Genomic DNA, 25,636 nt, shown 5'->3' with positions numbered 1-25,636 from the left:
GGGCAGGGGAACTTTCGAGCGCTGTGTCATCCGGTGACGCTGCCCTGGGTGAGGCCGGCGACGATATAGCGCTGCAGGGCGGCAAAGACCAAGAGGATGGGCACAATGACCAGTACGGCGCCGGCCATCAGGATGCCCCAGCCGGAGCCGTTTCCTTCCGAGTTCTGCAACAGCGTCAGGCCGACGGGCAGTGTCATGGTTTCCGGCCGGTCGGTAATGATAAGGGGCCAGATGTAGTCGTTCCATTCGCTCACCACTGTGACCAGGGCGACGGTAGCTATGGAGGGGCCGGAGACCGGGACAACGACCTGCCACAGCCGGCGCCAGTGGCCCGCGCCGTCGATCTCGGCAGCCTCCAGGATGGAGCCGGGCAGCGTCATAAAATGCTGGCGCAGCAGGAAGGTGCCGAAGGCGGTGCCGAGTCCGGGCAGGATGATGCCCCACAGCGTGTTTTTTCCGCCCATGCCCGCGATCAGGATGTAGTTGGGCAGGATCGAAACCTGCGGCGGCACCATCAGCGCGACCAGGATAAGAATGAAAATGGCGTTCTTGAAGGGAAAGCGCACAAAAACCAGGGCGTAGGCGGTCAGGATGGCCAGGATCACCTTCACGGTGGCGCCCACGGTAGTCACAATCAGGCTGTTGAGGAAGAACTGGGCAAACGGCACGGTGGTCATCGCAACGCGGTAGTTGTCCAGGTTTACGCTCTCCGGCAGGAGCTTGAGGTCCATGGTGATGATTTCACCGGGTTGCTTGAGGGAACTGAGGACCATCCATAGCAGTGGCAGGACCACGACGAGGGTGCCGAGGATGAGGGGGACGTAGCCGCCGGCGATTGTCTGCACCAGGTTGGCGCGGGAAAACGGCCGCTGGCGCGGCACCTCAGCCTCGGTGCCGGAGGCGGCTGCGGCCGGGGGATCGGGATTCACGGGCGAGAGTGTGCTCACGAGTAGTGCACCTTCCGTTCGACGAACCGCACCTGCAGCACGGTGATGATGAGCAGGATGCCAAAGAGGATCACGGAGATTGAGGCGGAGTAGCCGGCCCGGTTGAAGGCACCGAAAGCCTGCAGGTATGCCTCGTAAATCAGGGTGCTGGTGCCGTTGCCCAGCGGGGTCATGATCCGGATCAGGTCGAAGGCCTGCAGGGAGCTGAGCATTGTGGTGATCAGCAGGAAGAAGGTTGTGGGAGAGAGCAGCGGAACCGACATGCTGACGAAGCGGCGGAAACCGTTGGCGCCGTCCAGGGAGGCGGCCTCCATCACGTCCTGGGGGAGCGACTGCAACCCGGCGAGGTAGACGACGGCGCAGTAGCCGAGGTTTTTCCAGACATAGACGATGATGACCATCACCAGGGACAGTTGCGGGTCGTTGATCCACTGGGGGCTCTGCTGGCCGAAGCCTCGCAGCAGCCAGGCGAGCACGCCGTAGCCGGGATCAAAGATGAACAGCCAGACCAGCCCAACGCCCACACCGCTGAGCACGTAGGGGGCAAAGACGGCGGACCGGGCGAAAGTGGTTCCGCGGACTTTGGAGTTCAACGCGAGGGCTACCAGCAAACCGAGGACCATGGAGCCGCCAACGGTGATAACGGTAAAGACGGCGGTGGTCCCCAGGACCTTGGCGGCGTCGGCGCTGGTGAAGAAGTTGATGTAGTTGTCGAAGCCGACGACCGTGGCGGAAGCGGAGCCAAGGGTCCAGTCAAGCGTGGAGTAGTAGATGTTATTGATCAGCGGCAGGTAGGTAAACACCGCTATCAGTGCAAGGTTTGGCAGGGCCAGCGCCAGGAAGACCATAAAATCCCGGCGGGTCCGGTTGGACCAGCGTCCCCGGCGCGGGTCCGGTGCGACAGTCCTGGCGATAGCCGGAGGACTCTCGGTCAATTGTCGTGTCATAGGGGTCTCTAACGGATCCGGGCCTGCCGATGGCAGGCAAGTGGGCGGGGGATCAACAACACTTCACCACACAGGTGGTGGGCTGAATCCCGCACAGGACCCCGGCGGGCCTTTGTTACGCCAGACTTCCGTTTCCGTTTACCCGGTATTCGTGGCGGTATTACACAACGTTCGTTTGGGGCCGGCGAGGCCGCGGCGGCCGGCTTTGGGTTTGCCGGGAGCACAATAGGACCATGACAGCGATTACGGACGTGCCGGGAATCCGGGTGGGCCACACGGAAAGGACGGCCGCCGGGTGGCTCAGCGGGGTGACGGTGGTGCTCCCTCCGGCCGGCACTGCGGGCTCCGTCGACGTCCGCGGCGGCGGCCCAGGAACGCATGAAACCGACGCGCTGGACCCCACAACCCTGACCCGCACCGTTGACGCCGTCGTACTCACCGGAGGGAGCGCCTACGGCCTGGCCGCCGCCGGCGGGGCCCAGCGCTGGTGCGAGGAGCACGGCCGCGGGTTCACCGTGCCCGGCGGACTGGTCCCAATCGTGCCGGCGGCGGCGATCTTCGACCTTGGCCGCGGCGGCGACTTTGCTGCCCGCCCGGACGCCGCCATGGGCTATGCGGCCACAGCGGACGCGGCCGGCCGCACTGAAGGGCACGCCGTCGAACGAGGCAACGTAGGCGCTGGCACCGGCGCCCTCATTGGCCGGGGGACCTATAAGGGCGGCATAGGCACAGCCTCGATCACGCTGGAGAACGGCGTCGTGGTCGGGGCCCTCGCCGTAGTTAACGCCCTGGGCCTGCCCTACGAGGGTTCCGGCGCGATCACTGATCGGCAAGCGAAAGTCACGGCTGCGCCGCCGCTCAACACCACCCTTGCCGTTGTAGCCACCAATGCGGTCCTGGACAAAGCCGAATGCAAACGCACCGCTTCGGCGGCGCATGCCGGCCTGGCGCGGGCACTGTATCCCAGCCACACCCTGGCCGACGGCGACACCGTCTTTTGCCTCGCCACCGGCGCCCTGTCGCTGGACCGCAGCAGCGAGGCGGCTCGGCAGGGGAGCCTGATCAGCCTGCAAAGTGCGGCTGCCGACGTCGTCCGCCTGGCGATCCTGGACGGGATCGCCAGCGCGCGGGCCGTGAGCACTCCGTCGGGCCACTTTGGTGCATACGGACGCTGAGTGCGCTACGATTGCTGGATTTAACATTTCGGCGGCAATGCCGTAGTGTTGTCTGTTGGTTGTCTGCCCTGTTGTGCCCTTTTGTGGCCGGGAGGCATCAGCCAATCAATCAAAAACGTCCGTGGTCATTTCCGGTGCAACCGGAAGGGCTGCGGCAAACAACAGTTAGCGGAGGGTATGGCCAAGAAGGACGGGGTCATTGAGATCGAGGGCGTTGTGACTGAGGCGCTGCCTAACGCGATGTTTCGCGTTGAGCTCACCAACAAGCACGTCGTTCTGGCACACATCTCTGGAAAGATGCGCCAGCACTACATCAGGATTCTCCCTGAGGACCGGGTAGTGGTGGAGCTGAGCCCGTACGACCTGACACGTGGTCGTATCGTCTACCGCTACAAGTAAACACTGGACGGCCAAGGCGACAGCCGAAGGCCGGTCCAGCTGACCACTGCAACACGCAAAGGAACGCCATGAAGGTCAAGCCGAGCGTCAAGCAGATCTGCGAAAAGTGCAAAGTGATCCGCCGTAATGGCCGGGTCATGGTGATCTGCGAGAACCCGCGCCACAAGCAGCGCCAGGGCTAATTTCCCTTTCGGGAAATCCTGGGTTGCTAACCCACGCAAGTAAATAAAAGGCAGCACAAGCTGATCTGGGACGTATGGGCCCGGACAGCTAACCCCCGGTCGGAGGCTGGGGCCGCACGCACCGTGCGGGTGTACTGCCTACGACCTCCGGTTTATTCAAGGAGCACTGCCTCTATGGCTCGTCTCGCTGGCGTAGACATTCCCCGCGAAAAGCGGTTGGAAATTGCGCTTACTTACATCTACGGCGTGGGCAAGACCCGTGCACACGAAACCCTGGCTGCCACCGGCATCAGCGCGGACGTTCGGGTCAAGGACCTGTCCGACGCCGAGCTCGTCCAGCTGCGTGATTACATTGAAGGCAACTACAAGGTTGAAGGTGACCTTCGCCGCGAAGTAGCAGCAGATATCCGCCGCAAGGTGGAAATCGGCAGCTATGAAGGTATTCGCCATCGCAAGGGCCTGCCAGTGCGCGGACAGCGTACAAAGACGAACGCACGTACCCGCAAGGGCCCGAAGCGCACCGTCGCAGGCAAGAAGAAGACGCGCTAAACCGCTCGTCTTCCACCCGATAACTTTCTGTAGGAGAAATAATGCCCCCGAAGACTCGTGGCGCGGTTCGCAAGCCGCGTAAGAAGGACAAAAAGAATATCGCGCTGGGCCAGGCGCACATCAAGAGCACCTTTAACAACACCATCGTTTCCATCACGGATCCGAACGGTGCTGTCATCTCCTGGGCTTCCTCCGGTGAGGTTGGCTTCAAGGGCTCACGTAAGTCCACCCCGTTCGCAGCCCAGATGGCCGCCGAAGCCGCCGCAAAGCGTGCGCAGGAGCACGGTATGCGCAAGGTTGACGTATTCGTCAAGGGCCCGGGTTCGGGTCGCGAAACGGCTATCCGTTCACTGCAGGCCGCTGGCCTTGAGGTTGGATCCATCCAGGATGTAACCCCCAGCGCCCACAACGGTTGCCGTCCGCCGAAGCGCCGCCGCGTCTAAGGCTTTCCAACGCACCGGTGCTTGCCCGGACCTTCGATGGTCCGGGCAAGCCCGGCGGCGTTAAGTCCTCAGACCGATCTTTCCACCACCTGTGTTGCGTCATATAGCGGATGCTCGCCGAAAGGAAACCTAAGTGCTCATTGCACAGCGCCCCACCCTCTCCGAAGAGGTCGTCTCCGACAACCGCTCCCGTTTCATCATTGAACCGTTGGAGCCCGGCTTCGGATACACCCTCGGAAATTCCCTCCGCCGTACCCTGCTCTCCTCCATCCCCGGTGCCTCTGTCACGAGCATCCGGATCGATGGCGTGCTGCACGAGTTCACCACGGTTCCGGGTGTCAAGGAAGATGTCACTGAGATCATCCTTAACATCAAGAACCTCTCGGTCTCCTCCGAGCACGACGAGCCGGTTGTTGCTTACCTGCGCAAGCAGGGCCCGGGAGTCGTCACGGCCGCGGACATCGCTCCGCCGGCCGGCGTCGAATTCCACAACCCGGATCTGCACATTGCCACACTGAACTCGAAGGGCAAGTTCGAACTCGAACTGACCATCGAGCGCGGCCGCGGCTACGTTTCGGCCGCTCAGAACAAGTCCGGCGACTCCGAGATTGGCCGCATCCCGGTCGACTCGATCTACTCGCCGGTGCTGAAGGTTACTTTCCGCGTGGAAGCTACCCGTGTTGAGCAGCGCACTGACTTCGACAAGCTGATTGTCGACGTCGAGACCAAGCAGGCCATCGCCCCGCGCGATGCGGTTGCTTCGGCAGGTACCACCCTGGTGGAACTGTTCGGTCTGGCCCGCGAGCTGAACACCGCAGCTGAAGGTATCGAGATTGGCCCGTCGCCGACGGATGCTGCGCTGGCAGCAGACATGGCCTTGCCGATCGAGGATCTGGACCTCACCGTCCGTTCCTACAACTGCCTCAAGCGTGAGGGCATCCACACCGTGGGTGAACTCGTTGCCCGCTCCGAGGCTGACCTGATGGACATCCGTAACTTCGGTGCGAAGTCCATTGATGAGGTCAAGGCAAAGCTTGTTGAACTGGGCCTGTCCCTCAAGGACTCCCCTCCCGGATTTGACCTCGCAGCACGCGCCGCAGCAATTGAAGAGGACGACGCCGCGTTCAGCGACGACGAGCTCTAACAAACAGATCTTGGCCTGCCGGCTGGATGCACCACGGTGCGCAGCCCAACGGCTTCCATATGAGGAGAAACTATTATGCCTACCCCCGCTAAGGGTCCGCGCCTCGGAGGCGGAGCAAGTCACGAGCGCCTGATGCTCGCGAACCTGTCCGCCGCACTGTTCGAGCACAAGCGGATCACCACCACGGTGACCAAGGCCAAGCGACTGAAGCCGTACGCCGAGCGCCTGGTGACTTTCGCCAAGCGCGGCGACCTGGCTTCCCGCCGCCGTGTACTCGGCTTGATCAGCGACAAGGGCATCGTCCACGAGCTGTTCACCGACATTGCGCAGGCAGTGGAGAACCGCAACGGCGGCTACACCCGCATCACCAAGATCGGCAACCGTAAGGGCGACAACGCTCCCATGGCTGTCATTGAACTGGTTCTCGAGCCGGTTTCCGCGAAGCAGGCAGTCGTAGCCGAGGCTACCTCCGCCGCCAAGCGCGACGCCGACAAGGCGGCCCCGGTTGCTGAGACCGACGCTGCCGAGACAGAAGAGGCTCCGGCCGCCGAGGTCACCGAGACGGAAGCAGTTGCTGCCGAAGAGGCTCCGGCCGCTGAGGAAGCCGCCGCAGAGTCCAAGGACGCGAAGTAATTCGCTGACTTCTTCGCCTAGACTTAAGTCTATGAACGACCAGAAACCCGTTGCCCCCGTCCGAGGGGGCGGCGGGTTTTTGCGTATCCGGCTGGATCTTGCGTACGACGGCGGGCCCTTCAGCGGGTGGGCCGTCCAGCCCGGCCGGCGAACTGTCCAGGGCACGCTCGAGGACGCCATTGCGATGCTGATCCGCCGGCCCGTCAGGGTCACCGTCGCCGGGCGGACCGACGCCGGGGTGCACGCCCGCGGACAGGTCGTGCACGTTGACCTCAGTGCGGCAGAGTGGACGGGCCTGAACCGCGGCGTGGAACTGGACCCCGCAGTGGCCCTGCTCCGCCGCCTCCGCGGCTCCCTAAGCCGTGGTCTCGGCGACCTCACCGGCGCCATTGAGGTCCATAGGGTCGCCATCGCCCCGGAGGGCTTTGACGCCCGGTTCTCAGCGCTCTGGCGCCGCTACAGCTACCGGATTGCTGACGGGCCGGCGCTCTGGGATCCATTGGGGCGGAGCTCCACCCTGTGGCACCCGGAACAGTTGAACGTCGTGTTGCTCAACGAGGGTGCCTCCCAGTTGCTGGGCCTCCAGGATTTCCGTTCGTACTGCAAACCGCGGCAGGGCGCCACCACCATCCGGGAGCTCCAGCGCTTCGAGTTCGCCCGCGGTGCCGACGGGGTACTAGTGGCCACGGTCCAGGCTGATGCGTTTTGCCACAACATGGTCCGGTCGTTGGTTGGATCAGCGCTGTTCGTGGGGGCCGGCATCGAGACGCCGGACTGGCTCTTCGAGCGGCTGGTGGCCCGCCAGCGTGATGCCAAATCCGTTCTGGCCGCCCCGCATCCACTGGTGCTGGAGGAAGTGGCCTACCCTTCGGCAAGCGGGCTGCTGGCTAGGGCCGAGTTGACCCGGGCGCGGCGCCGAGAGCAGCCCGCAGTGGATTAGAAGGCCGGCGGGGCGGCCTCGGCGGGCAGGACCATGGTGAAGGTGCTCCCGCAGCCCGGACGCGTGTTGCAGCTAAGGGAACCGCCGTGGCCCTCAATGATCGCCTTGGTGATGGACAGGCCCAGCCCGGCCCCGGGGATCGGGCCCTCACGAACCGCGGGGCTGCGGAAGAACCGGGTGAAGATCCGTTCGGCGTCGCTGGCGGTCATCCCCATTCCGGCATCCTCCACGTGCAGCAGCACCAGCCCCTCCGCCGTACTGGCGGAGACGTGGACGCTGCCGCCGCCGGGTGAGTACTTAATGGCATTGGAGACGAGGTTGTCCAGGGCCTGGCTGATCCGCAGCGGATCAACATCGGCCCAGAGCGGGTCCGGCAGGTCCATGGTCAGCAAGACCCGGGACGCGTGGGCGTGGGCTTGGGCCGAGCCGAGGCTCGCTTCCACAAGGCTGGTCAGGTCAGTCCGGCGCGGATGGACGTAGACGGTCGCGGTCGCGGACATCAACAGGTCCGAGACAAGGGCCAGCAGGCGCTCGGCGTTGCGTTGGGCCACTTCGACCCGCCGCACGGTGGTGGTGGAGAGCTCCGCGGAATCACCGAGGACCAAGTCCAGGTTGCCGATGATCGAGGTCAACGGGGTGCGGAACTCATGTGAGACGGTGGAGACGATGTCGTCCCTGACGGCGAGGGCCTCCACCAGTCCGGTGACCTCGGTGAACACCACGACGGAGCCGCAGAATCCGCCGTCGTCGTCCCTGAGCGGCCGCGCGCCAGTGGAGACCACGCGGTTGCCGGGGGCTTCGCCAAAGCGCACCAGGTAGTCCGCGAAACACTCGCCGGAGGCCGCCCGCCGCAGCGGCCGTCGTTCCGGGGCGAGGGGTGTCTCAGGGTCCTGCCCGGTGAGCAGCAGCCGTGACTCGTCCGTACCCTTCGCGGCGCCGGCAGGGGTGGCGGATTCCTCCAACGCCGTTTGCCAGCTGTTGGTCAGCAGGCGCCCGCCCGCGGCGTTGACGGCGACGATGCCAACATCGACAGTGTCCAGGATGGTTTTGAGAAGCCGCTCGCGTGCCCTGCTGGCAGCGAGCAAGGCCTGCAGCTGGGACTCCTTGGCTTCGATTCGCCGTTGCTCCTGGTGCACCCGCAGGCGGGCATATCGCAGGGCAACCGACACGGCAAGCGCCGTGCCCGGCAGGAGCAGCAGCACTGCGATCCGGTCCGGCCCGGCGGCGTTGGCCGGGATCCACGGCAGGACGGCCAGAAGCGGCCCGAAGAAGCTGATGGACAGGCAGGCAGCTGTGGGCAAGCCGGAGCTGGAGATCCAGACCACCGGCAGGATGGAAAGCACGCCGACGCTGGACAGGCCCGCGGGGCTGCCGCTGAACCCGATCGCGACGAGATCCAGAAGCGGGATCATCAGCGGGGCGAGCCGTCCGAGACGTTCCCACGGCACCACAACGCATGCCAGCAGGGCCACCGTGTGCAGTGCCACGGCGAAAAGAAACACCGGATCACTGAAGAGCACTTGCCAGCCGGCGGGTGATGCCAGGACGACGGCGACCATGGCCACCGCCAGCGGCAGCTGGCAGGCCAGCGACCGCACCCGAGGCCCCAAGGCACTGAAGTAGCCGTCCACCCTTCGGACCAGTTGCTGTTCACTCACTGAAGCCTTACTCCTTCCTCGCTGCTCCAGTTTTACACCTCCTGTCACACAAGATTGACTCAACACTTAGGAATTGGGCTTCTATTCCTGCGCCGGAACCGTCTTTTCCGCGTCCCCGTGGGTATCCTGACAATGCCGGTGGGGGCCGGTGTGATCAGCATTGCCGGCGCGTCCGCGTCGGAAGATGGAGCAGGACCTGATGTGAGGGGCGCCATGACTGACCTTGGAGTCGCTGTCGTCGTTGAGGACGACGAAGACGTTCGAAACCTGATCGAAGCCGTACTGAGCCAGGCGGGATTCGACGTCCATTTGGCAGCCCGCGGCCGGGAAGGGGTGGACGTCGTCCGTCGCTTGGACGCTGACGTCGTCACCTTGGACGTTGGGCTGCCCGACATCGACGGCTTCGAAGTACTGCGCCGGATCCGCCTGTTCAGTGATGCGTACGTCGTGATGTTGACAGCGCGAACGGACGAGATGGACACACTCACCGCGCTGCACACCGGCGCCGACGATTTTTTGACCAAACCCTTCAGGCCCCGCGAACTCCGTGCCAGGGTGGCGGCGATGATGCGGCGGCCCCGGCAGAACACTATCAGCGCACCACTCGGCACTGCGGTCGCTGCGGGTTTCGCCGCCCCGGCTGTGCCGCAGGATTCCATGCTCCGGCACAACGGTCTGGAACTTAACCCGGACAGCCGGACGGTCACCGTGGACGGCGCGGCCACCAGCCTTACCCGCAGCGAGTTCGATCTACTGCATGCCCTGCTCAAGGGAGCCGGTGCCGTCCGCTCCAAGTCTGACCTGGTCCGCGTGGTCCGGGGCGAGTACTACGCCGCGGACGCGTATATCGGTGAATCCGACGAGCGGGCCGTTGAGGTCCATATCGGGAATCTTCGGCGGAAGCTGCGCGAGGATCCGCTGCAGCCGCGCTGGCTTCAGACGATCCGCGGTGTGGGGTACCGGCTGGCACCCCAGCGCGGCTAGCTTTCCCGGAGGACGAAGCCGGACTGCAGTTCGTCCACGGTGTCGCTGCCGCTCTCGGCAACTTCGGCCAGGAGGGACCGGGCGCGGTCCATGTCGCCGGCTCGGATGGCAGCCTCAAGTTCTGCGGCGAGCCCGGCCAGTTGTACTCCGCCAACCATCTCCGAGGACGTTCTAAGGCTCAGCACAGCCTCCAGGGAGCCGGCCTGGTCCCGGCGCCCCAGCGCCGACGCCAGGCAGCTGTAGCGGCGATCCCACATCTTTGCGTAGTCTCTGGCGAAACCTTTGGCTGCGGAAGGGCTGTCCAGCTGGGTACCGAGATCCTGGAGCGCCGCAGGGTCGACGAGGGGTGGAACTGCTGGATCGGCCGCCTCGCGGACGTTCAGGCTGGCTCCGCTGGCGGTGGCCTCGCCCGAGAGGGCAGTGTTCGCGCCGCCGTCTTCTGGGGGACTTGTAATGCACATGTGCCCAACGTTACTGCCTCCACCCGGACACGCTCCGCGTTCTGGGGGTTCCTGCGGAAACCTTTCGGCTTGCCGCAGGAACTTCTCCTTACAAGCCGCTGAAAGTCGCGATGGCGTTAATGACGGCTGGGCCGAGCAGTGCGATGAAGAGCACGGGCAGGATGCAGAGCATGAGCGGGAAAAGGACCTTGACGGGGATCTTCATGGCTTGCTCCTCGGCCCGCTGCCGGCGCTTCCGCCGCATTTCGCTGGCCTGCGTCCGGAGCACCGCGGAAATCGAGATTCCGTACCGGTCCGCCTGCAGGATGGCGTTGACGAAGCGACGGAGGTCCGGCGCGCCGGTCCGGTCCGCGAGGGCCAGGTACGCCTCGCGGCGAGACATCCCGATGTGCATATCCTGCAGGGTCCGGACCAGCTCGGCGGCCAGTGGTCCTTTTCCGTTTTGGCCGGTCCGTGACATGGCGGCATCGAACCCCAGGCCGGCTTCCACAGCGATGGTCATCTGATCCAGCATATCCGGCAGTTCCAGTCCGATGGTGGCCTGGCGCTCGAGCCCCCTGCTGTAGATCAGGAGATCGGGGAGGAAATAGCCAACCATGGTTACGGCGATCGAGAGCCACAGTGTCTTGGCGCTGGGATCACCTCTGATCAGCAGTAACCCGACGACGACGGCGATGCCCGCGGCGGCGAATTTGGCGGCCATGAGGCGCTTGAGCGGCCACGCGGGAGGACGGCCCGCCAGGGCGAGCTGCCGGTCCAGGTTTGCCACCAGACGCCGGGGGGTGAACCGTCCGGCGAAAGACTCCAGTACCGAGTTCCTCGCTTTGACGGGCTTCTTGGCGGGAACAAGCCCCCGGGACAGGTTTGCCACGATGGAATCCTTCCCGGCGACACGGGTGCCGACGACGGACCACGTTGCCAGGGCAATAGCCGCCATGATCAATCCGATAGCTGCAATAGCCGTTGCCGACATAAGAAACTTCTCCTCTCAGGCCTTCGCTAGAACTTGAACTGAACGACTTTGCGCAGCCAGAGTCCGCCCAGACTGAAGAGGACTGCCGCGGCGCCGACCATCGTGAGGCCCAGCGGTGTGGTCACCATGGGATCCATGTACCCCGGGCTGATGACCATCAAGGCTCCCGTGATCGCCACCGGCAGCAGCATCAGGACCAGCGCCGAGATCTTCCCTTCGGCGCTGAGAGCCTTCACCTGGCCGCGGATCTGGCTCCGCTCCCGGATGGTCTGGCCCACCTGGTCCAGCACGTCAGCCAAGTTGCCGCCAACCTCCCGGTGGATGGCGATGGCTTGGGCCACCCAGGAAAAATCCTCCGAGCGCATGCGCAGGGCGGCGTCGTCCAGAGCCTCGCCCAGATCCCGGCCGAGCCTCGTTTCGTTGATGATCCGTGCGAACTCAGCGGTGGTGGGGGCCTCGGCTTCCCCGGCCACCGCGTCAATGGCGCGCAGCAGGCTGTGGCCGGCGCGCAGGCCACCGGCGAGAAGCTGCAGGGTCTCGTCGAGCTGTGCGGCGAATTTTGCTCGGCGGCGCGATGCCAGGAACCGCAGGATGAAGCGCGCACCGAACGGCGAGAGTAGCAGGAGAATTAACGCCGGAAGCGGACCTAGCACGGCCAGCGCTACGGCGCCGATGATGGCCGCGCCGGCCAGTCCGAGGACCACAAACTCCGCGGCCTTCATACTGAGGCCTGCCTGTTCCAGCGATGCCGCCACCGCTGCAGTGTAGTTCCGCCTCTTCAACAGGGATTCCACGGCTGCAGTTGCCCGGGCCCCCATACCCCGGGCTAAGGTACTCCGGCCGGGAACTGTGGCGGCCCGCCGGTTGAGCAGGGTGGCCGGTCGGCGCGGCGCCACAACGAACAGAACGGCAACGCCCAGGGCCGCGTAGCTCAACAGAAATCCCAGGATCATTTCCATGAGTTTGCCTTCGTCATCGGGCCCGGGCCAATACGGGAGCAGGATTGAAAATCCCGGGGGAGAGCTCTATGCCGAGTTCCGTGAAGCGGTCCGTAAACCGCGGGCGGACCCCGGTGGGCATCGGCTTGCCGAGGAAACGGCAGTTGGCATCGAGTCCGGCGCTGTAGTCGAAGACAAATGCGTCTTGAAGGGTCACGATCTCGCCTTCCATGCCCTGGACTTCGGTGACATGGGTGACGCGGCGGGTGCCGTCGCGGAGCCGGGTGAGTTGGACGATCACGTCCACGGCGGAGGCGATCTGTTCCCGGACTGCGCGCAGCGGCAGGTCCATCCCGGCCATCAGTACCAGGGTTTCGAGCCGGGCGATGGCGTCCCGGGGGGAGTTTGAGTGGACCGTGGACAGGGAACCATCGTGGCCGGTGTTCATGGCCTGCAGCATGTCCAGGGTCTCTCCGCCTCTGACCTCACCCACCACGATCCGGTCGGGCCGCATCCGGAGGGAGTTGCGGACGAGGTCGCGGATGGTGATTTCGCCTTTACCCTCAATGTTGCTGGGCCTGCTCTCCAGCCGGACCACATGGTCCTGCTGCAGTTGGAGCTCGACGGCGTCCTCGATGGTGACGATGCGTTCGCCCTCCGGAATGAAGCTGGACAGGACGTTGAGCAGCGTGGTTTTGCCCGTCCCGGTGCCGCCCGAGACGATGATGTTCAGGCGGGCTTTGACGCAGGCGTCGAGGAGCTCGGCCATTTCCGGGGACAGCGTGCCGAAGCTGATGAGGTCGTGGACCTGGAAGGGGTCGGTGGCGAATTTGCGGATGGTCAGTGACGACCCGTTGACGGCCAGCGGCGGGACAACGGCGTTGACTCTGGATCCGTCGGCCAGCCGGGCGTCCACCAAGGGCGAGGATTCATCGATGCGCCGTCCCACCCGCGCAACGATGCGCTCGATGACCTTCCGGAGGTGCGCTTCGGAGGCGAAACGGACCCTGCTGCGGGTCAGTTTCCCATCCTGTTCGACGTAGATCATGTCCGGGCCGTTGACCATGATCTCCGTGATGCTCTCGTCGTCAAGGAGGCGCTGCAGGGGTCCGTAGCCCAGGACATCATCGCTGACGCCCTTGATCAGGCGTTGTCTTTCATCCTTGGTCAGCGGCACCTGCTCGGCCTCGACCACCTCGATGAGCTCTTGCTGCACCAGCGCGTGCAGCTGATCCTCGGTCAGGGACGTATCAATCAGCCGGGTGCCCAGCCGTTCGAACAAAATGGAACCGGCCCGATCTTTCAACTTGGCCAGGGCGTCCCGGGCCGGGGCGGCCTCCGCCGGCGCGGGCTTCCGGGGACTCCCGGCGGCGGACGGGGGAACCGGCTGGGTGGTGCCTGCCGCGCGAACGGAGCGGGCATCCGGCGCACGCTTGACCGGGACCGGGACCGGTGCAGGGCCAGGCGCAGGGGCAGGGATAGAGGTCGGGTCCGGGGCGGGCATCAGTGAGGATGCGGGTGCGGGGCGGTCAGGACGTGCGGGTGCTTCGTAACGGGCCTGCTGTCCGGCAGTGTCGCGGGCAGCCTGCAGGCGCTGGGCGAGGTTCATTTGGCTCCTACCCGGTGCCGGGGCCCGTACCGCCGGGGCGGGACTGCAGGGGCGACGAAGCGGGCCAACAATGTTTGCAGTGCTTTGGTGGCCGGTCCGCGGACCGCTCCGTTCAGCAGGGGGGATCCCTGGTTGGTGGAAAGAGCGACCGCTCGGGAGCGCGGTATCACCACGTCCACGCTGGTTCCCAGCGCAGTCTCCACATCGCGCAGTGAGACGCCGGCCTTGAAGTCCGCGCCGTTGAGGATCATATGCCGCTTGAGCGGATGCATCCCCAGCTCGGCCAGCACGTCCAGTTCCCTGCGCATGCCCCGGACGCCCGGCACATCAGGACCGGTGACGAAGATGAAATCCGTGGCTTGGTCCAGGGCGGCAAGGGTGTGGTCCGACAGGCCGGGGGCGGTGTCCACTACAACATAGCGGTACTGGCTGGCCAGTTGGCCGAGCAGGTGGGCAACGTCCTCGCCGGTCAGTCCCTCGGCGGCGTCGGGGGAGTCCGGGGCGCAGAGTGCATAGAGACCACTGGGATGGGCGCTCAGGAACGTCTTGAGCACCATGGTGTCCCGCCGCGCGGGACCGTGTACGGCGTCGGACACCGAGTGTTCAGCGGAGATGGCGAGTGCGCTGGCAACGTCGCCGAACTGCAGATCCAGATCCACCAAAACTGCGCCGTGCGGCGCTGACCTGGCGAGGCCCACTGCGAGATTGCTCGCGATAGTCGTCTTTCCGACGCCGCCCTTGGGTGAGACGACGGCGATGACCCGCCCGGCAGGCGTCGCAGCCTTGGTCTGTTCCACGGGCACAGCTCTGCGGTGCACAGCGGCGCTACGCACGGCACGGTGGAGCAGCGCCGCGATCTCGGCAGCACCGGCCTCCGGTTCCAGCAGGTCAAGGACTCCGGCGCGCAGCGCCGCCAGCACAACGCCGGGGTCCGGCTGAGCCGCCAGGAGTACCGCCACTTCGGGGCATTCTACGTCGAACGCCGTCGCGAGCGTCAGCGCCAGCTCCAGCGGCATGCCCGGGCCAAGGATCAGAACCTCGAGATCAGCGGGGCGTTCCAACTGGCTCCGAACGTCGGCAGGGCGCCCCGGAAGCCTGCCGCCCTGCCAGCGGTGGACGTCCCCCTGCAAGGGCCCCGTGGCGGCTGCCCCGATCCGGCCCGGCAGGCCAGGATCATCGGTCACGACGACGTAACGGCTCACTTGTAGATCCCCTCGCGGCTCAGTTCGCGGGTGCCGTCTTCCCCGGCGGTTGAGGGTTCGCCGGAGAGCCAGATGGTGCCGAACTCCTGTCCATAGACAACTTTCTCCGCGTTTGCCGAGGTCAGTGCCAGGGTCACCAGCAAGTTCTCGGATGCGGCCCCCGGGCTGGCTTCGGAGCTCGATTTTTCCGTGACAGGGGCGGTTGCTCCCTGGACGGCAGTGACTAGGACTTTGTGCAGCGTCAGATGCGTGACTTCCGCCGGCGGTTTGGTTATGCCAGCACCGAGGGAGATGAAGATCCCCACGGTGTCCCCGGCCTTGAGCAGTCCGCCCACCGCGCGCTGCGGCGCCAGGAGGATCGACACCTCCTGCATCCCGGCCGGCACAGTGGCAGTCCCCGGGTCCGTCGTGGTGGCCGGATCCCGGAATCGGGTGCGCAGGAGCTGTTCACCGGGCACCAGGTCCACGGTTGTGACGAGTCCGCTGATGGCTGCAGGATCGGACACGGCGTCAGCCGCAAGAGTCTTTGCGGGCACAGCTTGCCGCGTGGCGCTCTGCAGCACCGTGGCTGAAGGGGTTCCGGCGGGCACCGCCGCGCTGACTATGAGCACCTCGGAGGTCTGGACTCCAGCGAAAGCTCGCTGCTCTGCGCCGTTGGTGTAGGAGACCAGCAGGATGCTCCCGACCACTGCCAGCACGACGGCTGCTACCGATGCCAGGACTCTGCTGTTCACTCTGATTGCTCCTACAGGGTTAACGCGACGAAGAAGGCGTTGAGGGACTTTCCGTCCAGCTCCTCAACGCCGAAAGACTGGAGATCCGCGAGGGAGACCAGCGTAATGAATTTGCCCTTGACGCCCGTGCACTTATTGCAGCCAGCCTCCGATCGCTGCTCGCTCGGCCAGCTGTGCGCGGTCACTTTGAGGGCGGCGAAACCGTCGATAACGTATGACACGTTGTTTCCGTTGCCGGAGGCGCTGGCGTAGACCGGAAGGAGGATGGTGGTGCCATCAATGTGGCATCCCTTGGGGCCGCTCTTGCCCGGCTCGCCGCCGATGACCTGGTGGACGTCGACGGAAGTCTGGCAGTCATTCCTTGCGTCTGCGTCTAGCCAGCCAAAAGCGCCCGGTAATGTTTGGCCACCTGCGCCGGTGCAGGTGGAGGTACTGGTGATCCAAAGCTCAACATCTTTGGGTGCCGAATCGAAAATGCAACGGGGGGCGGTGAACGGAAAAACGGTGGCTTTTGACGGGCTGCCCCACGAGGCCTTTGCCTCCGCCTCTACCGTGGTGGACTTGATGCCCAGGACCGGGGCAAACCAGTGCCGGACGGCGCTGCCGCCGTCCGGGGTGGCGGTGCTGGTCCGGACCGTCACGGAGTTCCCGGAAATGACGGCCGTGGCGGCGGAAACCCCGTCGTGGGCGTTCTTCCCGGCGAGCAGCGTGGCCGTGGCGTCGGGATTGGTGCATCTTCCCGCAGCGCAGTCCTGAGCAATGGCCAGAGCCGCAGCGTCGGCCCCGTTCTGTAGCTGGAACCGTTCCGCATAGATCATGCCGACGTCCACCACGATTGCGGTCATGCCGAGCAACACCACCATAAAAATTGCCATGATCACGGCCACGGCGCCGTCTTCCCCGTTCCTCAGCTGCCTGTTCAGCCGCCGCATCGCATCACCGCCCGTCCGGTCAGCGGGACAGAGTCGGCGAAGAGGCCGGACAACAGATCCACGGAGTAGGTGATGGTGACCGTTACATCCGTGGCGGCGGCGCAGGACGCCGGCGTGACCTGGATGTTCCCGGCGTTGAGCCGGGGATTGAGGTTTGGCGCCGCAGCGATCGCCGTGTTGATCGCCGTGCCGGGCAGCTTCTGGATGGCCATCACCCGTACCGATTCCCGGGCGGCGGCGCTCAGCTGCAGCTGGGCGTTGAAGACCCGGCCAAACTCGATAACCCCCAGAAGAAGCAAAAGAAGCAACGGAACGATCAAGGCGAACTCGACTGCGGCGGCGCCGCGCTCTGAGGATGATCGTTCCATTGCTTCTTTCGGCAGACGTAGGGAATGCGGCCACAATCAACCGAGGCACCGCAGCGCCTCGAGAGGCAGCTGTCCGGCCGGGCCGGCTACTTGAGCGTGGTCTTGGCGCTGAGGCCCGTGAAGAAGGCGCTCAGGTCTTTGCCGAAAGCGGTGACACCGACGATCAGGACCACGGCGATCAGGGCCACCAGGAGGCCGTATTCGACCGCGGTGGCGCCCTTTTCATCGTTGCGAAGGCGGGACTGGAGCGTGAAACCGAGGGTGTGCAGGTTTGCTGCCAGACGAGCGAACATAAAGACTCCTGAAGAGAGATGCGGCTGGCCCAGCGCCAGCTCCAGAATATACGTTAGAACGTGCCAGGACGCTTCGGGCCGGTGCTGCGCGCAAGCTGCGCAAAGGCTTGACGTACGGGCTGTTCCTGCGCTGGACCTGTGCCTACGCTGGGAAATGGAGCGCTCCTCGCGGGCTACGACGTGAACAAAACAACCCCCAGGGCCGCCGCGAGCAGAGAGGGCCCAAAAGCAACCTCAGCCGCTCGGCCCGGTACCTGCCGCCGGATCGCGACTAGGGAGACAATCCCCCCGATGACGAAGCCCAGGGCGCCGCCGTAAAGTACCTGGCTCCAACCCAGGAAACCCAGGTGGAGGCCCACAGGAGCGGCGAGCTTCACATCGCCCATTCCGATGCCATGCGGCGACACGAGCGCCAGGCTCAGGAATACAACGAACAAGACCGCCGCCCCGGCCACTGCGCGAAGAAACCCGAACCAATCGGTCGTGGCCACGCTACTGACAGCGAAGAGCGCCAAGCCGGACACGAGCAAGGCGCCCACGAGTGGATTTGGCAGCAGGCGGAGAGTGAGGTCGATGCGGGCCAGCTGGACGGCGAGCACGCCAAGCACCAGAAAGGCTGGCAGCGACCAGACCGCACCGAACCGGAGTGCCAGGGCGACGCAAAATAGGCCAGTCAGGGCCGACGTCGTAATTCGTGTCCATCTGGCCGGCAATACGCCAAGGCGGGGGAGCGAGCGAGCGATCGCCAGCTCGGAGAGCATCGCCGCGAACAGGCCGAACAGTCCCGCGGAAATGACGAGGAGCGGCCCGGCGCTGGCTGCAATACCTGATAAGGACACTAGGACTCCCTGACTGGAGCAGCACGGGGGCGGGCCGGGCTGACCGTGCACCGTGCACGGGGACACCCCATTTTGACCCAGCGACACGTCTTCGGCTATTCTTGGTAGTCGTTGTGCGTGTCCTTCTCGATGATGCGTGCCCACGTGGGAATCCGGTTGCAGGATGACTACCCGGTGGGCACAGTCGAGACCTCAGGATGACTGGTTACATAGAGCCCTCACCTCTGTTCCGGTAACGCATAGATAGTAGGTGCACCTTCGTGTGACGCCTAAAACAAGAACGCCAGAACAAGAACGAGGCAAACACCGTGCGTACGTACACCCCGAAGCCCGGCGATATCAACCGCCAGTGGCACGTCATTGACGCCACCGACGTTGTCCTTGGTCGTCTTGCCAGCCAGACCGCAATCCTGCTGCGCGGCAAGCACAAGGCCACCTTTGCGTCCCACATGGACATGGGCGATTTCGTCATCATCATCAACGCTGAAAAGGTTGCCCTCACCGGCGCCAAGCTGGAGCAGAAGCGCGCATACCGCCACTCCGGCTACCCGGGCGGCCTGACCTCGGTCACCTACGCGGAGCTGCTGGAATCCAACCCGGTTCGCGCCGTGGAGAAGGCCATCAAGGGCATGCTCCCGAAGAACTCCCTCGCTGCACAGCAGCTGGGCAAGCTGAAGGTCTACAAGGGTGCAGAGCACCCCCACGCAGCCCAGCAGCCCAAGACGTACGAAATCACCCAGGTCGCCCAGTAGTCCTGGCCACCAACCAACTTTTTATCAAGGAGAATCGTGGCTCAGAACGAAGAACTGACCACCGAGGCCGTTGTGGCTGAGGAAAACCTGACCAGCTACACCTCGGAAAGCGGTCCTGCAGAAGCAGAAGCGCCCAAGAAGGAACGCCCGGCCCTCACGGTTGCCGGTGCAGCAGTTGGCCGTCGCAAGGAAGCCGTCGCACGCGTTCGCATCGTGCCCGGCACCGGCAAGTGGATCATCAACGGCCGCGAACTGGCCAACTACTTCCCGAACAAGCTGCACCAGCAGGACGTCAACGAGCCCTTCAAGATCCTTGATCTTGATGGCGCCTATGACGTCTTCGCCCGTATCCACGGTGGCGGAATTTCCGGCCAGGCCGGTGCCCTGCGCCTCGGCATCGCCCGTTCACTGAACGAGATCGACACCGAGAACAACCGGGCCACCTTGAAGAAGGCCGGTTACCTGCGTCGTGACGCCCGCGTCATCGAGCGCAAGAAGGCCGGCCTCAAGAAGGCCCGTAAGGCTCAGCAGTACTCCAAGCGCTAAACTGCGCTGGCGCGAAAGCCCGTTCCGCCCATTGTGGCGGGGCGGGCTTTCGCCGTTTGCCCTCCGCAACGGCCGGTATTCGGCCGGCGCCGCGGGCTCGGCGGGGCCCGACGGGCGGAAGATGGCCCGCCATCGTCTAAACTTGACCCGATGTCTAGATTATTTGGAACAGATGGTGTCCGGGGTTTGGCGAACGGCCTGCTGACGGCCGAGCTGGCGATGCAGCTGGCCCAGGCCGCGGCAGTGGTGCTTGGCCACGACCGTAATACGAGCGTGACCCGGCCGCGTGCCGTGGTCGCCCGGGACCCCCGGGCCAGTGGTGAATTCATCGCAGCTGCCGTCGAAGCGGGGCTTTCCAGCTCCGGGATCGACGTGTACGACGCCGGTGTGCTGCCGACCCCGGCCGCGGCTTATCTGGTGGCAGATCTCGACGCAGACTTCGGTGTGATGATCTCCGCTTCGCACAATCCTGCCCCGGATAACGGCATCAAGTTTTTTGCCCGTGGCGGCCAGAAGCTCCCTGACGCCGTTGAAGACGCCATCGAGGAACAGCTCGGCAAAGAGCCATTCCGGCCGATCGGGGGCGATGTTGGCCGGATCCAGCGTTTCTCGGACGCCGAGGACCGTTACATCGTCCATCTGCTCGGCACCCTCCCACACCGCCTGGACGGTCTTAAGGTCGTTTTGGACTGTGCCCACGGTGCGGCGAGTGGCTGTTCCCCCCAGGTCTTCAAGGACGCCGGCGCTGACGTTGTTGTTATCGGCGCGGAACCGGACGGCCTGAACATCAACGACGGCGTTGGCTCCACCCATCTGGGACCGCTCAAGCAAGCAGTCCTGGAGCACGGTGCGGACCTCGGGATTGCGCATGACGGCGATGCGGACCGCTGCCTGGCCGTTGACCACGAAGGCGGTGAAGTGGACGGCGATGAGATTATGGCCATCCTCGCCGTTGCGCTGAAAGCCTCCGGCAAGCTCAAGGACGACGTCCTCGTCGCGACAGTGATGAGCAACCTCGGCCTCAAGATCGCGCTGCGCGAAGCCGGCATCAGCCTGCGCGAAACAGGAGTGGGCGACCGCTACGTCCTGGAAGGGATGCGCGAAGGCGGCTACAACCTTGGCGGCGAGCAGTCCGGCCACGTGATCTTCGCCGACCATGCCACCACCGGCGACGGCGTCCTCACCGGCTTGCAGATTGCCGCCCAGGTGGCACTGACCGGCCGTCCGTTGAAGGAACTGGCCGCGGTGATGACCAAACTTCCGCAGGTCCTGATCAACGTCAGGGGAGTGGACCGCGCGCGGGTCAAGGGCGACGGCGCAGTGGCTGAAGCCGTTGCGCGGGCTGAGGCCGAGCTCGGAGACACCGGACGGGTCCTGCTGCGCCCCTCAGGCACCGAGGCTGTGGTCCGGGTGATGGTTGAGGCCGAGTCCCAGGACACGGCCCAGCACGTCGCGGAGCGCCTTGCCCAGGTGGTCCGGACCGAGCTGGCCTTGGAGCTCGTCGCCGACTGAGCTTTCCCGCACGCAGTTGTGGCGTGTCCCCCGCGGGGACACGCCACAACTGCGTGCGGCGCCTTTAGCTGGCGCGCCCGCTCTGGAGCGCGTCGCGGATCTCGGTGAGCAGGGCGATCTGGGGATCCTCGGCTGCTTCTGCCTTGACGTCGGCGTTGATGCCGAGGCGGCGGTTGCGTCGTTCGATCATGTGGTTCATGGGGACGACGACAACAAAGTAGATAGCTGCCGCGATCAGGAGGAAGTTGACGATCGCGGTCAGCAGCACACCGAACTTGATGTCATTTCCGTTCAAGGTAACAACGGCGAAACTGTCAAAGTTGGGCGAACCCACCAGGCCTGCAATGAACGGCATCAGCACGCTCTGGACTAGTGCCGTTACCACGGCGCCAAAAGCGGCGCCGATGACGACTGCGACGGCAAGGTCTACGACGTTGCCCTTGAGAATAAAGTTCTTGAACCCGGTTAGCATGTACTCAAAATAGCCCGCCTGTGTGAACACCCCGTATCAGGGAGGTTAGTTCCCGTAGCGTGTCGGTCGGCCGCTCCGGAGCTCGGGTCCAGGCACCCGGCCTACCGGTAGCCCGGCGCCGCTTCGAGGCCGAAGTACTCCTCGAGAGTCGCAACGCCCCGGGTGTTCATATCGACCGCCGCTTCCACGCCCACGTAGCGCAGGTGCCAGGGTTCGTAGTAGTAGCCGGTTCGCTCGTGGAACATCCACGGGTAGCGCACCACAAAACCAAACCGATGGGCGTTGGCCTTGGCCCAAAGTGCTGCCGGTTGCGTGGCGAATGCGGGGGTGAAGCTGTCCTGCCCGCTGCCGTCGCCGATGTCGAAGGACCAGCCCGTCTGGTGTTCCGAATAGCCCGGCCGGGCGGAGGCGGTATCCGCACCGGCCTGCCCCTCCGCAGCCACCCACTTGTTATAAGTCGCGATCTGGGTGGCGAAGGAGCGGTACCCGCTGGCCAGGGTGATGGAGATGCCGTCGGCCGCAGCCGCAGCAAACATCTCTTCCGCTGCTGCCGCCGTCGTGCTGTTCAGTAGCGCCGCTTCGCCGGAGGTGGCCAGGCGCACGCGCGGCTGGACGAGGCCGGCCGGAGCGAAGTCGGCGGGGGAAAGTGGCCGGTGCTTGTTCACGATGACCCACGGGCTCGCCGGGTCGGTGAGTGAGTGCCGGGCCGGGGGTGCCGCAGTGGACACCGCGGGGGCCGGGGACGGGGCCGGAGCTGCTGCTGTTGGCTCGGTGGCTGCGGGACTGTCCGGCAGAATCCCTGCCGCAGCCGTCGCCGAAACCGTCCCCCCGGTGGCTGCCGGCGGCGTTGCCGACACGGACGGCGGCGGCCGGATCCCTTCGGGAGCGCAGGCGCTGAGGACCGCGAGGCCCGAGCCGGCCAGCAGGAGCCGGCTGAAAGCCCGCCTGCCGGGGCCGGCGGCTGACTCCGGTGCCGGCTGCGGCGCGGCCGAACCGTCATGGCACACGTGTGCTACACCTTGCGGAGCAGCATACGGCGGATGGAGTGGTCTGCGTCCTTGGTGAGGACCAGCTGTGCACGGCCCCTGGTGGGGAGCACGTTCTCTTCGAGGTTTGGTTCGTTGATGCGTTTCCAGATATCCCGGGCAGTCTGTTCCGCCTCGGCATCCGAGAGCGTGGCATAGCGGTGGAAGTAGGACTCCGGCTGCGCGAACGCCGTGGTCCTAAGGGTGCGGAAGCGGTCCACGTACCACTCCTCTATATAGGAGGTTTTGGCGTCAACATAGATGGAAAAGTCGAAGAAGTCACTCAGCGCCAGCCCCTGCCGGCCGTCCTGGCGCGGCCTGGCCGGCGCCAGCACGTTCAGCCCCTCAACGATCAGCACATCGGGGCGGCGCACCACCACTTCCTTGCCCGGGACGATGTCGTACGTTACATGGGAGTACCAGGGTGCCCGGACTTCTTCGGCCCCGCCCTTGATCTCGCTCACAAAGCGGAGCAGGGCGCGGCGGTCGTAGGATTCGGGGAATCCCTTCCGTTCCAGCAGCTGCCGCCGCTTGAGTTCGGCCAGCGGGTACAGGAAACCGTCGGTGGTGATCAGCTCCACGTTGGGGGTACCGGGCCACCGGCGGAGCATCTCGCGGAGTACCCGGGCGATTGTCGATTTGCCCACGGCGACCGAGCCGGCGACGCCGATCACAAACGGCGTGCGCTGGGTCTGCTCACCCAGGAACGTCGTGGTCGCGGCATGGAGCTGGCCCGCCGCCTCGACATACAAATGCAGCAGCCGGGACAAGGGGAGGTAGACCTCGCGGACTTCCTTTATATCCAGGGGGTCGCCGAGGCCACGGAGACGGAGCACGTCCTCCCGGTTGAGGGGCTGCTCCATCTGGGCAGCGAGCCGGGACCAGGTCTGCCGGTCCAGCTCCACGAACGGGGAGACGCCGTCGCCGTTCGCATCATTGCGTTGCAAAGTCACCCTAGAGATTCTGCCCTCCGCCGGGCCGAGAGCGAAATGGACCGTCAGCGGACCGCCGCGCAGCAGGGGGGTGGCGGGCCGGGCTGCTGATCCTACGCCGGGGGCCCGGGAAACCCGCTAGGCTTGTGCCCATGTGTGGAATCGTTGGATATGTGGGCCACTCCGCTGGCCGGGTAAATACTGGACACAATGCTCTGGACGTTGTCCTTGAGGGACTGCGGCGCTTGGAATACCGGGGCTACGACTCTGCAGGGATCGCCGTTGTGGCGGACGGAACCATTTCATCGCGCAAAAAGTCGGGCAAGCTGAGCAACCTGATCGCCGAACTTGAGGCCAACCCGCTGCCTGACTCGCTGACCGGCATCGGTCACACGCGATGGGCAACCCACGGCGGTCCGACGGACCAGAACGCGCACCCGCACCTCTCCGACGGGGGCAAGCTGGCCCTCATCCACAACGGCATCATCGAAAACTTCGCCGAACTCAAGCTGGAACTCGTGCACAAGGGAGTGACTTTCCTCTCCGAGACGGACACCGAAGTCGCTGCGGCACTCCTGGGCGATATCTACCGGAACCAACTCCAGGGCGACCCCGCCAAGGGCGGCCTCACCAAAGCCATGCAGCTTGCCTGCCAGCGCCTGGAAGGTGCGTTTACCCTCCTCGCCGTCCACGCGGACCAGCCCGATGTTGTGGTGGCAGCCCGCCGGAACTCCCCGCTCGTCGTCGGACTCGGTGACGGCGAGAATTTTCTCGGCTCGGACGTCTCCGGGTTCATCGACTACACCCGGCGCGCCGTCGAACTCGGCCAGGACCAGATCGTCACCATCACCGCAGACACCGTGGAAATCACCGACTTCTACGGCGCCCCGGCCGAGGGCAAGGAATACCACGTCAACTGGGATCCGGCTTCGGCGGAAAAGGGCGGCTTCCCGTCCTTTATGGAAAAAGAAATCCACGACCAGCCGGACGCCGTCCTGCAGACCCTGTTGGGCCGCTCGGACATCAACGGCAAGCTGACCCTCGACGAGCTCCGGGTAGATCCGGAACTGCTCAAGAACGTCAACAAGATCATCGTCCTCGCCTGCGGCACCTCCGCCTACGCCGGCCAGGTCGCCAAGTACGCGATCGAGCACTGGTGCCGGATCCCGACCGAGGTGGAGCTCTCGCACGAATTCCGCTACCGCGACCCGATTGTGGACGAGAACACCCTGATCGTCTCGATTTCCCAGTCCGGCGAGACCATGGACACCCTGATGGCCGTCCGTTACGCCAAGGAACAGGGCGCCAAAACGGTCTCGATCTGCAACACCAACGGGTCCACCATCCCGCGTGAGTCCGACGCCGTGCTGTACACCCACGCCGGGCCGGAAATCGCCGTCGCCTCCACCAAGGCTTTCCTGGCGCAGATCACCGCCGCCTACCTCCTGGGCCTCTACTTGGCCCAGCTGCGCGGCAACAAGTTCCAGGGCGAGATCAAGGACATCCTCGCGGACCTGAACAAGATCCCGGCCAAGATCCAGCAGATCCTCGACAACGAAGCACAGATCAAGGAACTCGGCCAGTCCATGGCGGACGCCAAATCCGTCCTGTTCCTGGGCCGCCACGTCGGCTTCCCCGTGGCAATGGAGGGTGCGCTCAAGCTCAAGGAACTCGCCTACATCCACGCCGAGGGTTTTGCCGCCGGTGAACTCAAGCACGGCCCGATCGCCCTGATCGAAGAGGGCCAGCCCGTGTTCGTGGTGGTTCCCTCGCCCCGCGGCCGCGACTCGCTGCACGCCAAGGTTGTCTCCAACATCCAGGAGGTCCGGGCCCGCGGCGCCAAGACCATCGTCATCGCGGAAGAAGGCGACGAGGCTGTCAAGGCATACGCCGAGCATGTCTTCTACATCCCCGAGACCCCCACGCTGCTGGCACCGCTGCTCAGTACCGTTCCACTGCAGATCTTTGCCCTTGCCCTGGCCTCCGCCAAGGGTTACGACGTGGACCAGCCTCGCAACCTGGCCAAGAGCGTGACCGTAGAATAGCG

Annotated in this window: 29 protein-coding genes; 13 read left to right on the top strand and 16 right to left on the bottom strand. The window is 64.9% G+C overall.

Translation table 11 applies throughout. From position 1 onward, the window contains the following. Positions 1 to 26 precede the first annotated feature (26 nt). Positions 27 to 881: a carbohydrate ABC transporter permease gene (locus tag QK287_RS07650; RefSeq protein ID WP_282359802.1), complete on the bottom strand. Its 855-nt coding sequence runs from the start codon at positions 879 to 881 to the stop codon at positions 27 to 29. A 62-nt stretch (positions 882 to 943) separates the two neighbouring features. After that, a complete protein-coding gene (locus QK287_RS07645) occupies positions 944 to 1,894 on the bottom strand; it encodes a sugar ABC transporter permease (RefSeq protein ID WP_226774745.1) in 951 nt (316 codons plus the stop codon). 233 nt (positions 1,895 to 2,127) lie between these two features. On the opposite strand from QK287_RS07645, the gene QK287_RS07640 reads away from it, so the two are divergent. The 8 genes from QK287_RS07640 (at position 2,128) to QK287_RS07605 (ending at position 7,359) form a co-directional block, all read left to right on the top strand. Then, entirely contained in the window at positions 2,128 to 3,069 is a 942-nt protein-coding gene (locus QK287_RS07640) for a P1 family peptidase (RefSeq protein ID WP_282359748.1), read from the top strand. 177 nt (positions 3,070 to 3,246) lie between these two features. After that, a complete protein-coding gene (gene infA / locus QK287_RS07635; RefSeq protein ID WP_011775571.1) occupies positions 3,247 to 3,468 on the top strand; it encodes a translation initiation factor IF-1 in 222 nt (73 codons plus the stop codon). A 68-nt stretch (positions 3,469 to 3,536) separates the two neighbouring features. Continuing rightward, complete coding sequence (rpmJ, locus tag QK287_RS07630) at positions 3,537 to 3,650, top strand: 50S ribosomal protein L36 (RefSeq protein ID WP_009358722.1); 114 nt, start codon at positions 3,537 to 3,539, stop codon at positions 3,648 to 3,650. 174 nt (positions 3,651 to 3,824) lie between these two features. Next, positions 3,825 to 4,199: a 30S ribosomal protein S13 gene (rpsM, locus tag QK287_RS07625; protein WP_024366110.1), complete on the top strand. Its 375-nt coding sequence runs from the start codon at positions 3,825 to 3,827 to the stop codon at positions 4,197 to 4,199. A 41-nt stretch (positions 4,200 to 4,240) separates the two neighbouring features. After that, positions 4,241 to 4,642: a 30S ribosomal protein S11 gene (gene rpsK, locus QK287_RS07620; RefSeq protein ID WP_018773682.1), complete on the top strand. Its 402-nt coding sequence runs from the start codon at positions 4,241 to 4,243 to the stop codon at positions 4,640 to 4,642. A 133-nt stretch (positions 4,643 to 4,775) separates the two neighbouring features. Next, the gene (locus tag QK287_RS07615) at positions 4,776 to 5,786 is read left to right on the top strand and encodes a DNA-directed RNA polymerase subunit alpha (RefSeq protein WP_024366109.1); all 1,011 of its coding nucleotides are present in this window, start codon (positions 4,776 to 4,778) and stop codon (positions 5,784 to 5,786) included. 75 nt (positions 5,787 to 5,861) lie between these two features. After that, a complete protein-coding gene (gene rplQ, locus QK287_RS07610; protein WP_253032186.1) occupies positions 5,862 to 6,419 on the top strand; it encodes a 50S ribosomal protein L17 in 558 nt (185 codons plus the stop codon). A gap of 31 nt (positions 6,420 to 6,450) precedes the next feature. Beyond that, positions 6,451 to 7,359 (top strand): tRNA pseudouridine synthase A, encoded by a 909-nt coding sequence (locus tag QK287_RS07605; protein WP_282359743.1) that lies wholly within the window; start codon positions 6,451 to 6,453, stop codon positions 7,357 to 7,359. Here QK287_RS07605 and QK287_RS07600 read toward each other — a convergent pair. Then, complete coding sequence (locus tag QK287_RS07600) at positions 7,356 to 9,017, bottom strand: PAS domain-containing sensor histidine kinase (protein WP_282359742.1); 1,662 nt, start codon at positions 9,015 to 9,017, stop codon at positions 7,356 to 7,358. The two genes, QK287_RS07605 and QK287_RS07600, sit on opposite strands and share 4 nt — an antisense overlap. Before the next feature lie 213 nt (positions 9,018 to 9,230). On the opposite strand from QK287_RS07600, the gene QK287_RS07595 reads away from it, so the two are divergent. Continuing rightward, entirely contained in the window at positions 9,231 to 10,001 is a 771-nt protein-coding gene (locus tag QK287_RS07595) for a response regulator transcription factor (RefSeq protein ID WP_282359741.1), read from the top strand. On the opposite strand, the gene QK287_RS07590 is transcribed toward QK287_RS07595, so the two are convergent. The 10 genes from QK287_RS07590 to QK287_RS07545 form a co-directional block, all read right to left on the bottom strand. Next, a complete protein-coding gene (locus tag QK287_RS07590) occupies positions 9,998 to 10,462 on the bottom strand; it encodes an Hpt domain-containing protein (protein ID WP_282359740.1) in 465 nt (154 codons plus the stop codon). The two genes, QK287_RS07595 and QK287_RS07590, sit on opposite strands and share 4 nt — an antisense overlap. An 88-nt stretch (positions 10,463 to 10,550) precedes the next feature. Beyond that, on the bottom strand, positions 10,551 to 11,435 hold the full coding sequence (locus QK287_RS07585) for a type II secretion system F family protein (RefSeq protein ID WP_282359739.1): 885 nt from the start codon (positions 11,433 to 11,435) through the stop codon (positions 10,551 to 10,553). Between the two features lie 26 nt (positions 11,436 to 11,461). After that, the gene (locus QK287_RS07580; RefSeq protein ID WP_282359738.1) at positions 11,462 to 12,394 is read right to left on the bottom strand and encodes a type II secretion system F family protein; all 933 of its coding nucleotides are present in this window, start codon (positions 12,392 to 12,394) and stop codon (positions 11,462 to 11,464) included. 13 nt (positions 12,395 to 12,407) lie between these two features. Then, complete coding sequence (locus QK287_RS07575) at positions 12,408 to 13,982, bottom strand: CpaF family protein (RefSeq protein ID WP_282359737.1); 1,575 nt, start codon at positions 13,980 to 13,982, stop codon at positions 12,408 to 12,410. Continuing rightward, positions 13,979 to 15,184, bottom strand: coding sequence for an AAA family ATPase (locus QK287_RS07570; RefSeq protein WP_282359736.1), 1,206 nt, complete (start codon positions 15,182 to 15,184; stop codon positions 13,979 to 13,981). Before QK287_RS07570 ends, QK287_RS07575 begins: the two co-directional genes overlap by 4 nt. Next, a complete protein-coding gene (locus tag QK287_RS07565; RefSeq protein WP_226774602.1) occupies positions 15,181 to 15,918 on the bottom strand; it encodes a Flp pilus assembly protein CpaB in 738 nt (245 codons plus the stop codon). Before QK287_RS07565 ends, QK287_RS07570 begins: the two co-directional genes overlap by 4 nt. Positions 15,919 to 15,929: 11 nt before the next feature. Then, positions 15,930 to 16,850, bottom strand: coding sequence for a pilus assembly protein TadG-related protein (locus tag QK287_RS07560; RefSeq protein WP_226774603.1), 921 nt, complete (start codon positions 16,848 to 16,850; stop codon positions 15,930 to 15,932). Beyond that, positions 16,838 to 17,218 (bottom strand): TadE family protein, encoded by a 381-nt coding sequence (locus QK287_RS07555; RefSeq protein WP_226774604.1) that lies wholly within the window; start codon positions 17,216 to 17,218, stop codon positions 16,838 to 16,840. Before QK287_RS07555 ends, QK287_RS07560 begins: the two co-directional genes overlap by 13 nt. Before the next feature lie 86 nt (positions 17,219 to 17,304). Continuing rightward, the gene (locus QK287_RS07550; protein ID WP_226774605.1) at positions 17,305 to 17,511 is read right to left on the bottom strand and encodes a Flp family type IVb pilin; all 207 of its coding nucleotides are present in this window, start codon (positions 17,509 to 17,511) and stop codon (positions 17,305 to 17,307) included. Between the two features lie 173 nt (positions 17,512 to 17,684). Beyond that, positions 17,685 to 18,350, bottom strand: a complete 666-nt coding sequence (locus QK287_RS07545) for an A24 family peptidase (RefSeq protein WP_282359735.1) — start codon at positions 18,348 to 18,350, stop codon at positions 17,685 to 17,687. A 308-nt stretch (positions 18,351 to 18,658) separates the two neighbouring features. Here QK287_RS07545 and rplM point away from each other — a divergent pair, with 308 nt between their 5' ends. The 3 genes from rplM (at position 18,659) to glmM (ending at position 21,160) form a co-directional block, all read left to right on the top strand. Beyond that, a complete protein-coding gene (rplM, locus tag QK287_RS07540; protein ID WP_024367145.1) occupies positions 18,659 to 19,102 on the top strand; it encodes a 50S ribosomal protein L13 in 444 nt (147 codons plus the stop codon). A gap of 36 nt (positions 19,103 to 19,138) precedes the next feature. Beyond that, positions 19,139 to 19,648 (top strand): 30S ribosomal protein S9, encoded by a 510-nt coding sequence (rpsI, locus tag QK287_RS07535; protein WP_069949264.1) that lies wholly within the window; start codon positions 19,139 to 19,141, stop codon positions 19,646 to 19,648. A gap of 150 nt (positions 19,649 to 19,798) precedes the next feature. Further along, a complete protein-coding gene (gene glmM / locus QK287_RS07530) occupies positions 19,799 to 21,160 on the top strand; it encodes a phosphoglucosamine mutase (RefSeq protein WP_282359732.1) in 1,362 nt (453 codons plus the stop codon). A 64-nt stretch (positions 21,161 to 21,224) separates the two neighbouring features. Here the strand turns inward: glmM and mscL are convergent, their stop codons facing one another. The 3 genes from mscL to coaA form a co-directional block, all read right to left on the bottom strand. Then, positions 21,225 to 21,632, bottom strand: a complete 408-nt coding sequence (gene mscL, locus QK287_RS07525) for a large conductance mechanosensitive channel protein MscL (RefSeq protein WP_253032200.1) — start codon at positions 21,630 to 21,632, stop codon at positions 21,225 to 21,227. 101 nt (positions 21,633 to 21,733) lie between these two features. Further along, positions 21,734 to 22,639, bottom strand: a complete 906-nt coding sequence (locus QK287_RS07520) for a M15 family metallopeptidase (RefSeq protein ID WP_282359731.1) — start codon at positions 22,637 to 22,639, stop codon at positions 21,734 to 21,736. Between the two features lie 5 nt (positions 22,640 to 22,644). Continuing rightward, positions 22,645 to 23,610, bottom strand: coding sequence for a type I pantothenate kinase (gene coaA, locus QK287_RS07515; protein WP_226774610.1), 966 nt, complete (start codon positions 23,608 to 23,610; stop codon positions 22,645 to 22,647). Between the two features lie 131 nt (positions 23,611 to 23,741). On the opposite strand from coaA, the gene glmS reads away from it, so the two are divergent. Continuing rightward, positions 23,742 to 25,634, top strand: coding sequence for a glutamine--fructose-6-phosphate transaminase (isomerizing) (gene glmS, locus QK287_RS07510; RefSeq protein WP_282359730.1), 1,893 nt, complete (start codon positions 23,742 to 23,744; stop codon positions 25,632 to 25,634). Positions 25,635 to 25,636: the final 2 nt, after the last annotated feature.

The organism is Arthrobacter sp. AL05 (genome assembly GCF_029960715.1).
GTDB lineage: Bacteria > Actinomycetota > Actinomycetes > Actinomycetales > Micrococcaceae > Arthrobacter.
The sequence above is the reverse complement of the archived record's forward strand: the minus strand, read 5'-3'. Positions and strand labels throughout refer to the sequence as shown.

What these genes read in the sequence shown, in the direction of transcription:
- QK287_RS07550 (WP_226774605.1), bottom strand. Translation starts at nt 17,511, where the DNA reads ATGTTCGCTCGTCTGGCAGCAAACCTGCACACCCTCGGTTTCACGCTC.
- QK287_RS07605 (WP_282359743.1), top strand. Translation starts at nt 6,451, where the DNA reads ATGAACGACCAGAAACCCGTTGCCCCCGTCCGAGGGGGCGGCGGGTTT.
- QK287_RS07580 (WP_282359738.1), bottom strand. Translation starts at nt 12,394, where the DNA reads ATGGAAATGATCCTGGGATTTCTGTTGAGCTACGCGGCCCTGGGCGTT.
- QK287_RS07590 (WP_282359740.1), bottom strand. Translation starts at nt 10,462, where the DNA reads ATGTGCATTACAAGTCCCCCAGAAGACGGCGGCGCGAACACTGCCCTC.
- glmM (WP_282359732.1), top strand. Translation starts at nt 19,799, where the DNA reads ATGTCTAGATTATTTGGAACAGATGGTGTCCGGGGTTTGGCGAACGGC.
- rpsK (WP_018773682.1), top strand. Translation starts at nt 4,241, where the DNA reads ATGCCCCCGAAGACTCGTGGCGCGGTTCGCAAGCCGCGTAAGAAGGAC.
- rpsM (WP_024366110.1), top strand. Translation starts at nt 3,825, where the DNA reads ATGGCTCGTCTCGCTGGCGTAGACATTCCCCGCGAAAAGCGGTTGGAA.
- glmS (WP_282359730.1), top strand. Translation starts at nt 23,742, where the DNA reads ATGTGTGGAATCGTTGGATATGTGGGCCACTCCGCTGGCCGGGTAAAT.
- QK287_RS07640 (WP_282359748.1), top strand. Translation starts at nt 2,128, where the DNA reads ATGACAGCGATTACGGACGTGCCGGGAATCCGGGTGGGCCACACGGAA.
- rpmJ (WP_009358722.1), top strand. Translation starts at nt 3,537, where the DNA reads ATGAAGGTCAAGCCGAGCGTCAAGCAGATCTGCGAAAAGTGCAAAGTG.
- QK287_RS07575 (WP_282359737.1), bottom strand. Translation starts at nt 13,982, where the DNA reads ATGAACCTCGCCCAGCGCCTGCAGGCTGCCCGCGACACTGCCGGACAG.
- mscL (WP_253032200.1), bottom strand. Translation starts at nt 21,632, where the DNA reads ATGCTAACCGGGTTCAAGAACTTTATTCTCAAGGGCAACGTCGTAGAC.
- QK287_RS07595 (WP_282359741.1), top strand. Translation starts at nt 9,231, where the DNA reads ATGACTGACCTTGGAGTCGCTGTCGTCGTTGAGGACGACGAAGACGTT.
- rplQ (WP_253032186.1), top strand. Translation starts at nt 5,862, where the DNA reads ATGCCTACCCCCGCTAAGGGTCCGCGCCTCGGAGGCGGAGCAAGTCAC.
- QK287_RS07560 (WP_226774603.1), bottom strand. Translation starts at nt 16,850, where the DNA reads ATGCGGCGGCTGAACAGGCAGCTGAGGAACGGGGAAGACGGCGCCGTG.
- infA (WP_011775571.1), top strand. Translation starts at nt 3,247, where the DNA reads ATGGCCAAGAAGGACGGGGTCATTGAGATCGAGGGCGTTGTGACTGAG.
- QK287_RS07645 (WP_226774745.1), bottom strand. Translation starts at nt 1,894, where the DNA reads ATGACACGACAATTGACCGAGAGTCCTCCGGCTATCGCCAGGACTGTC.
- QK287_RS07555 (WP_226774604.1), bottom strand. Translation starts at nt 17,218, where the DNA reads ATGGAACGATCATCCTCAGAGCGCGGCGCCGCCGCAGTCGAGTTCGCC.
- QK287_RS07585 (WP_282359739.1), bottom strand. Translation starts at nt 11,435, where the DNA reads ATGTCGGCAACGGCTATTGCAGCTATCGGATTGATCATGGCGGCTATT.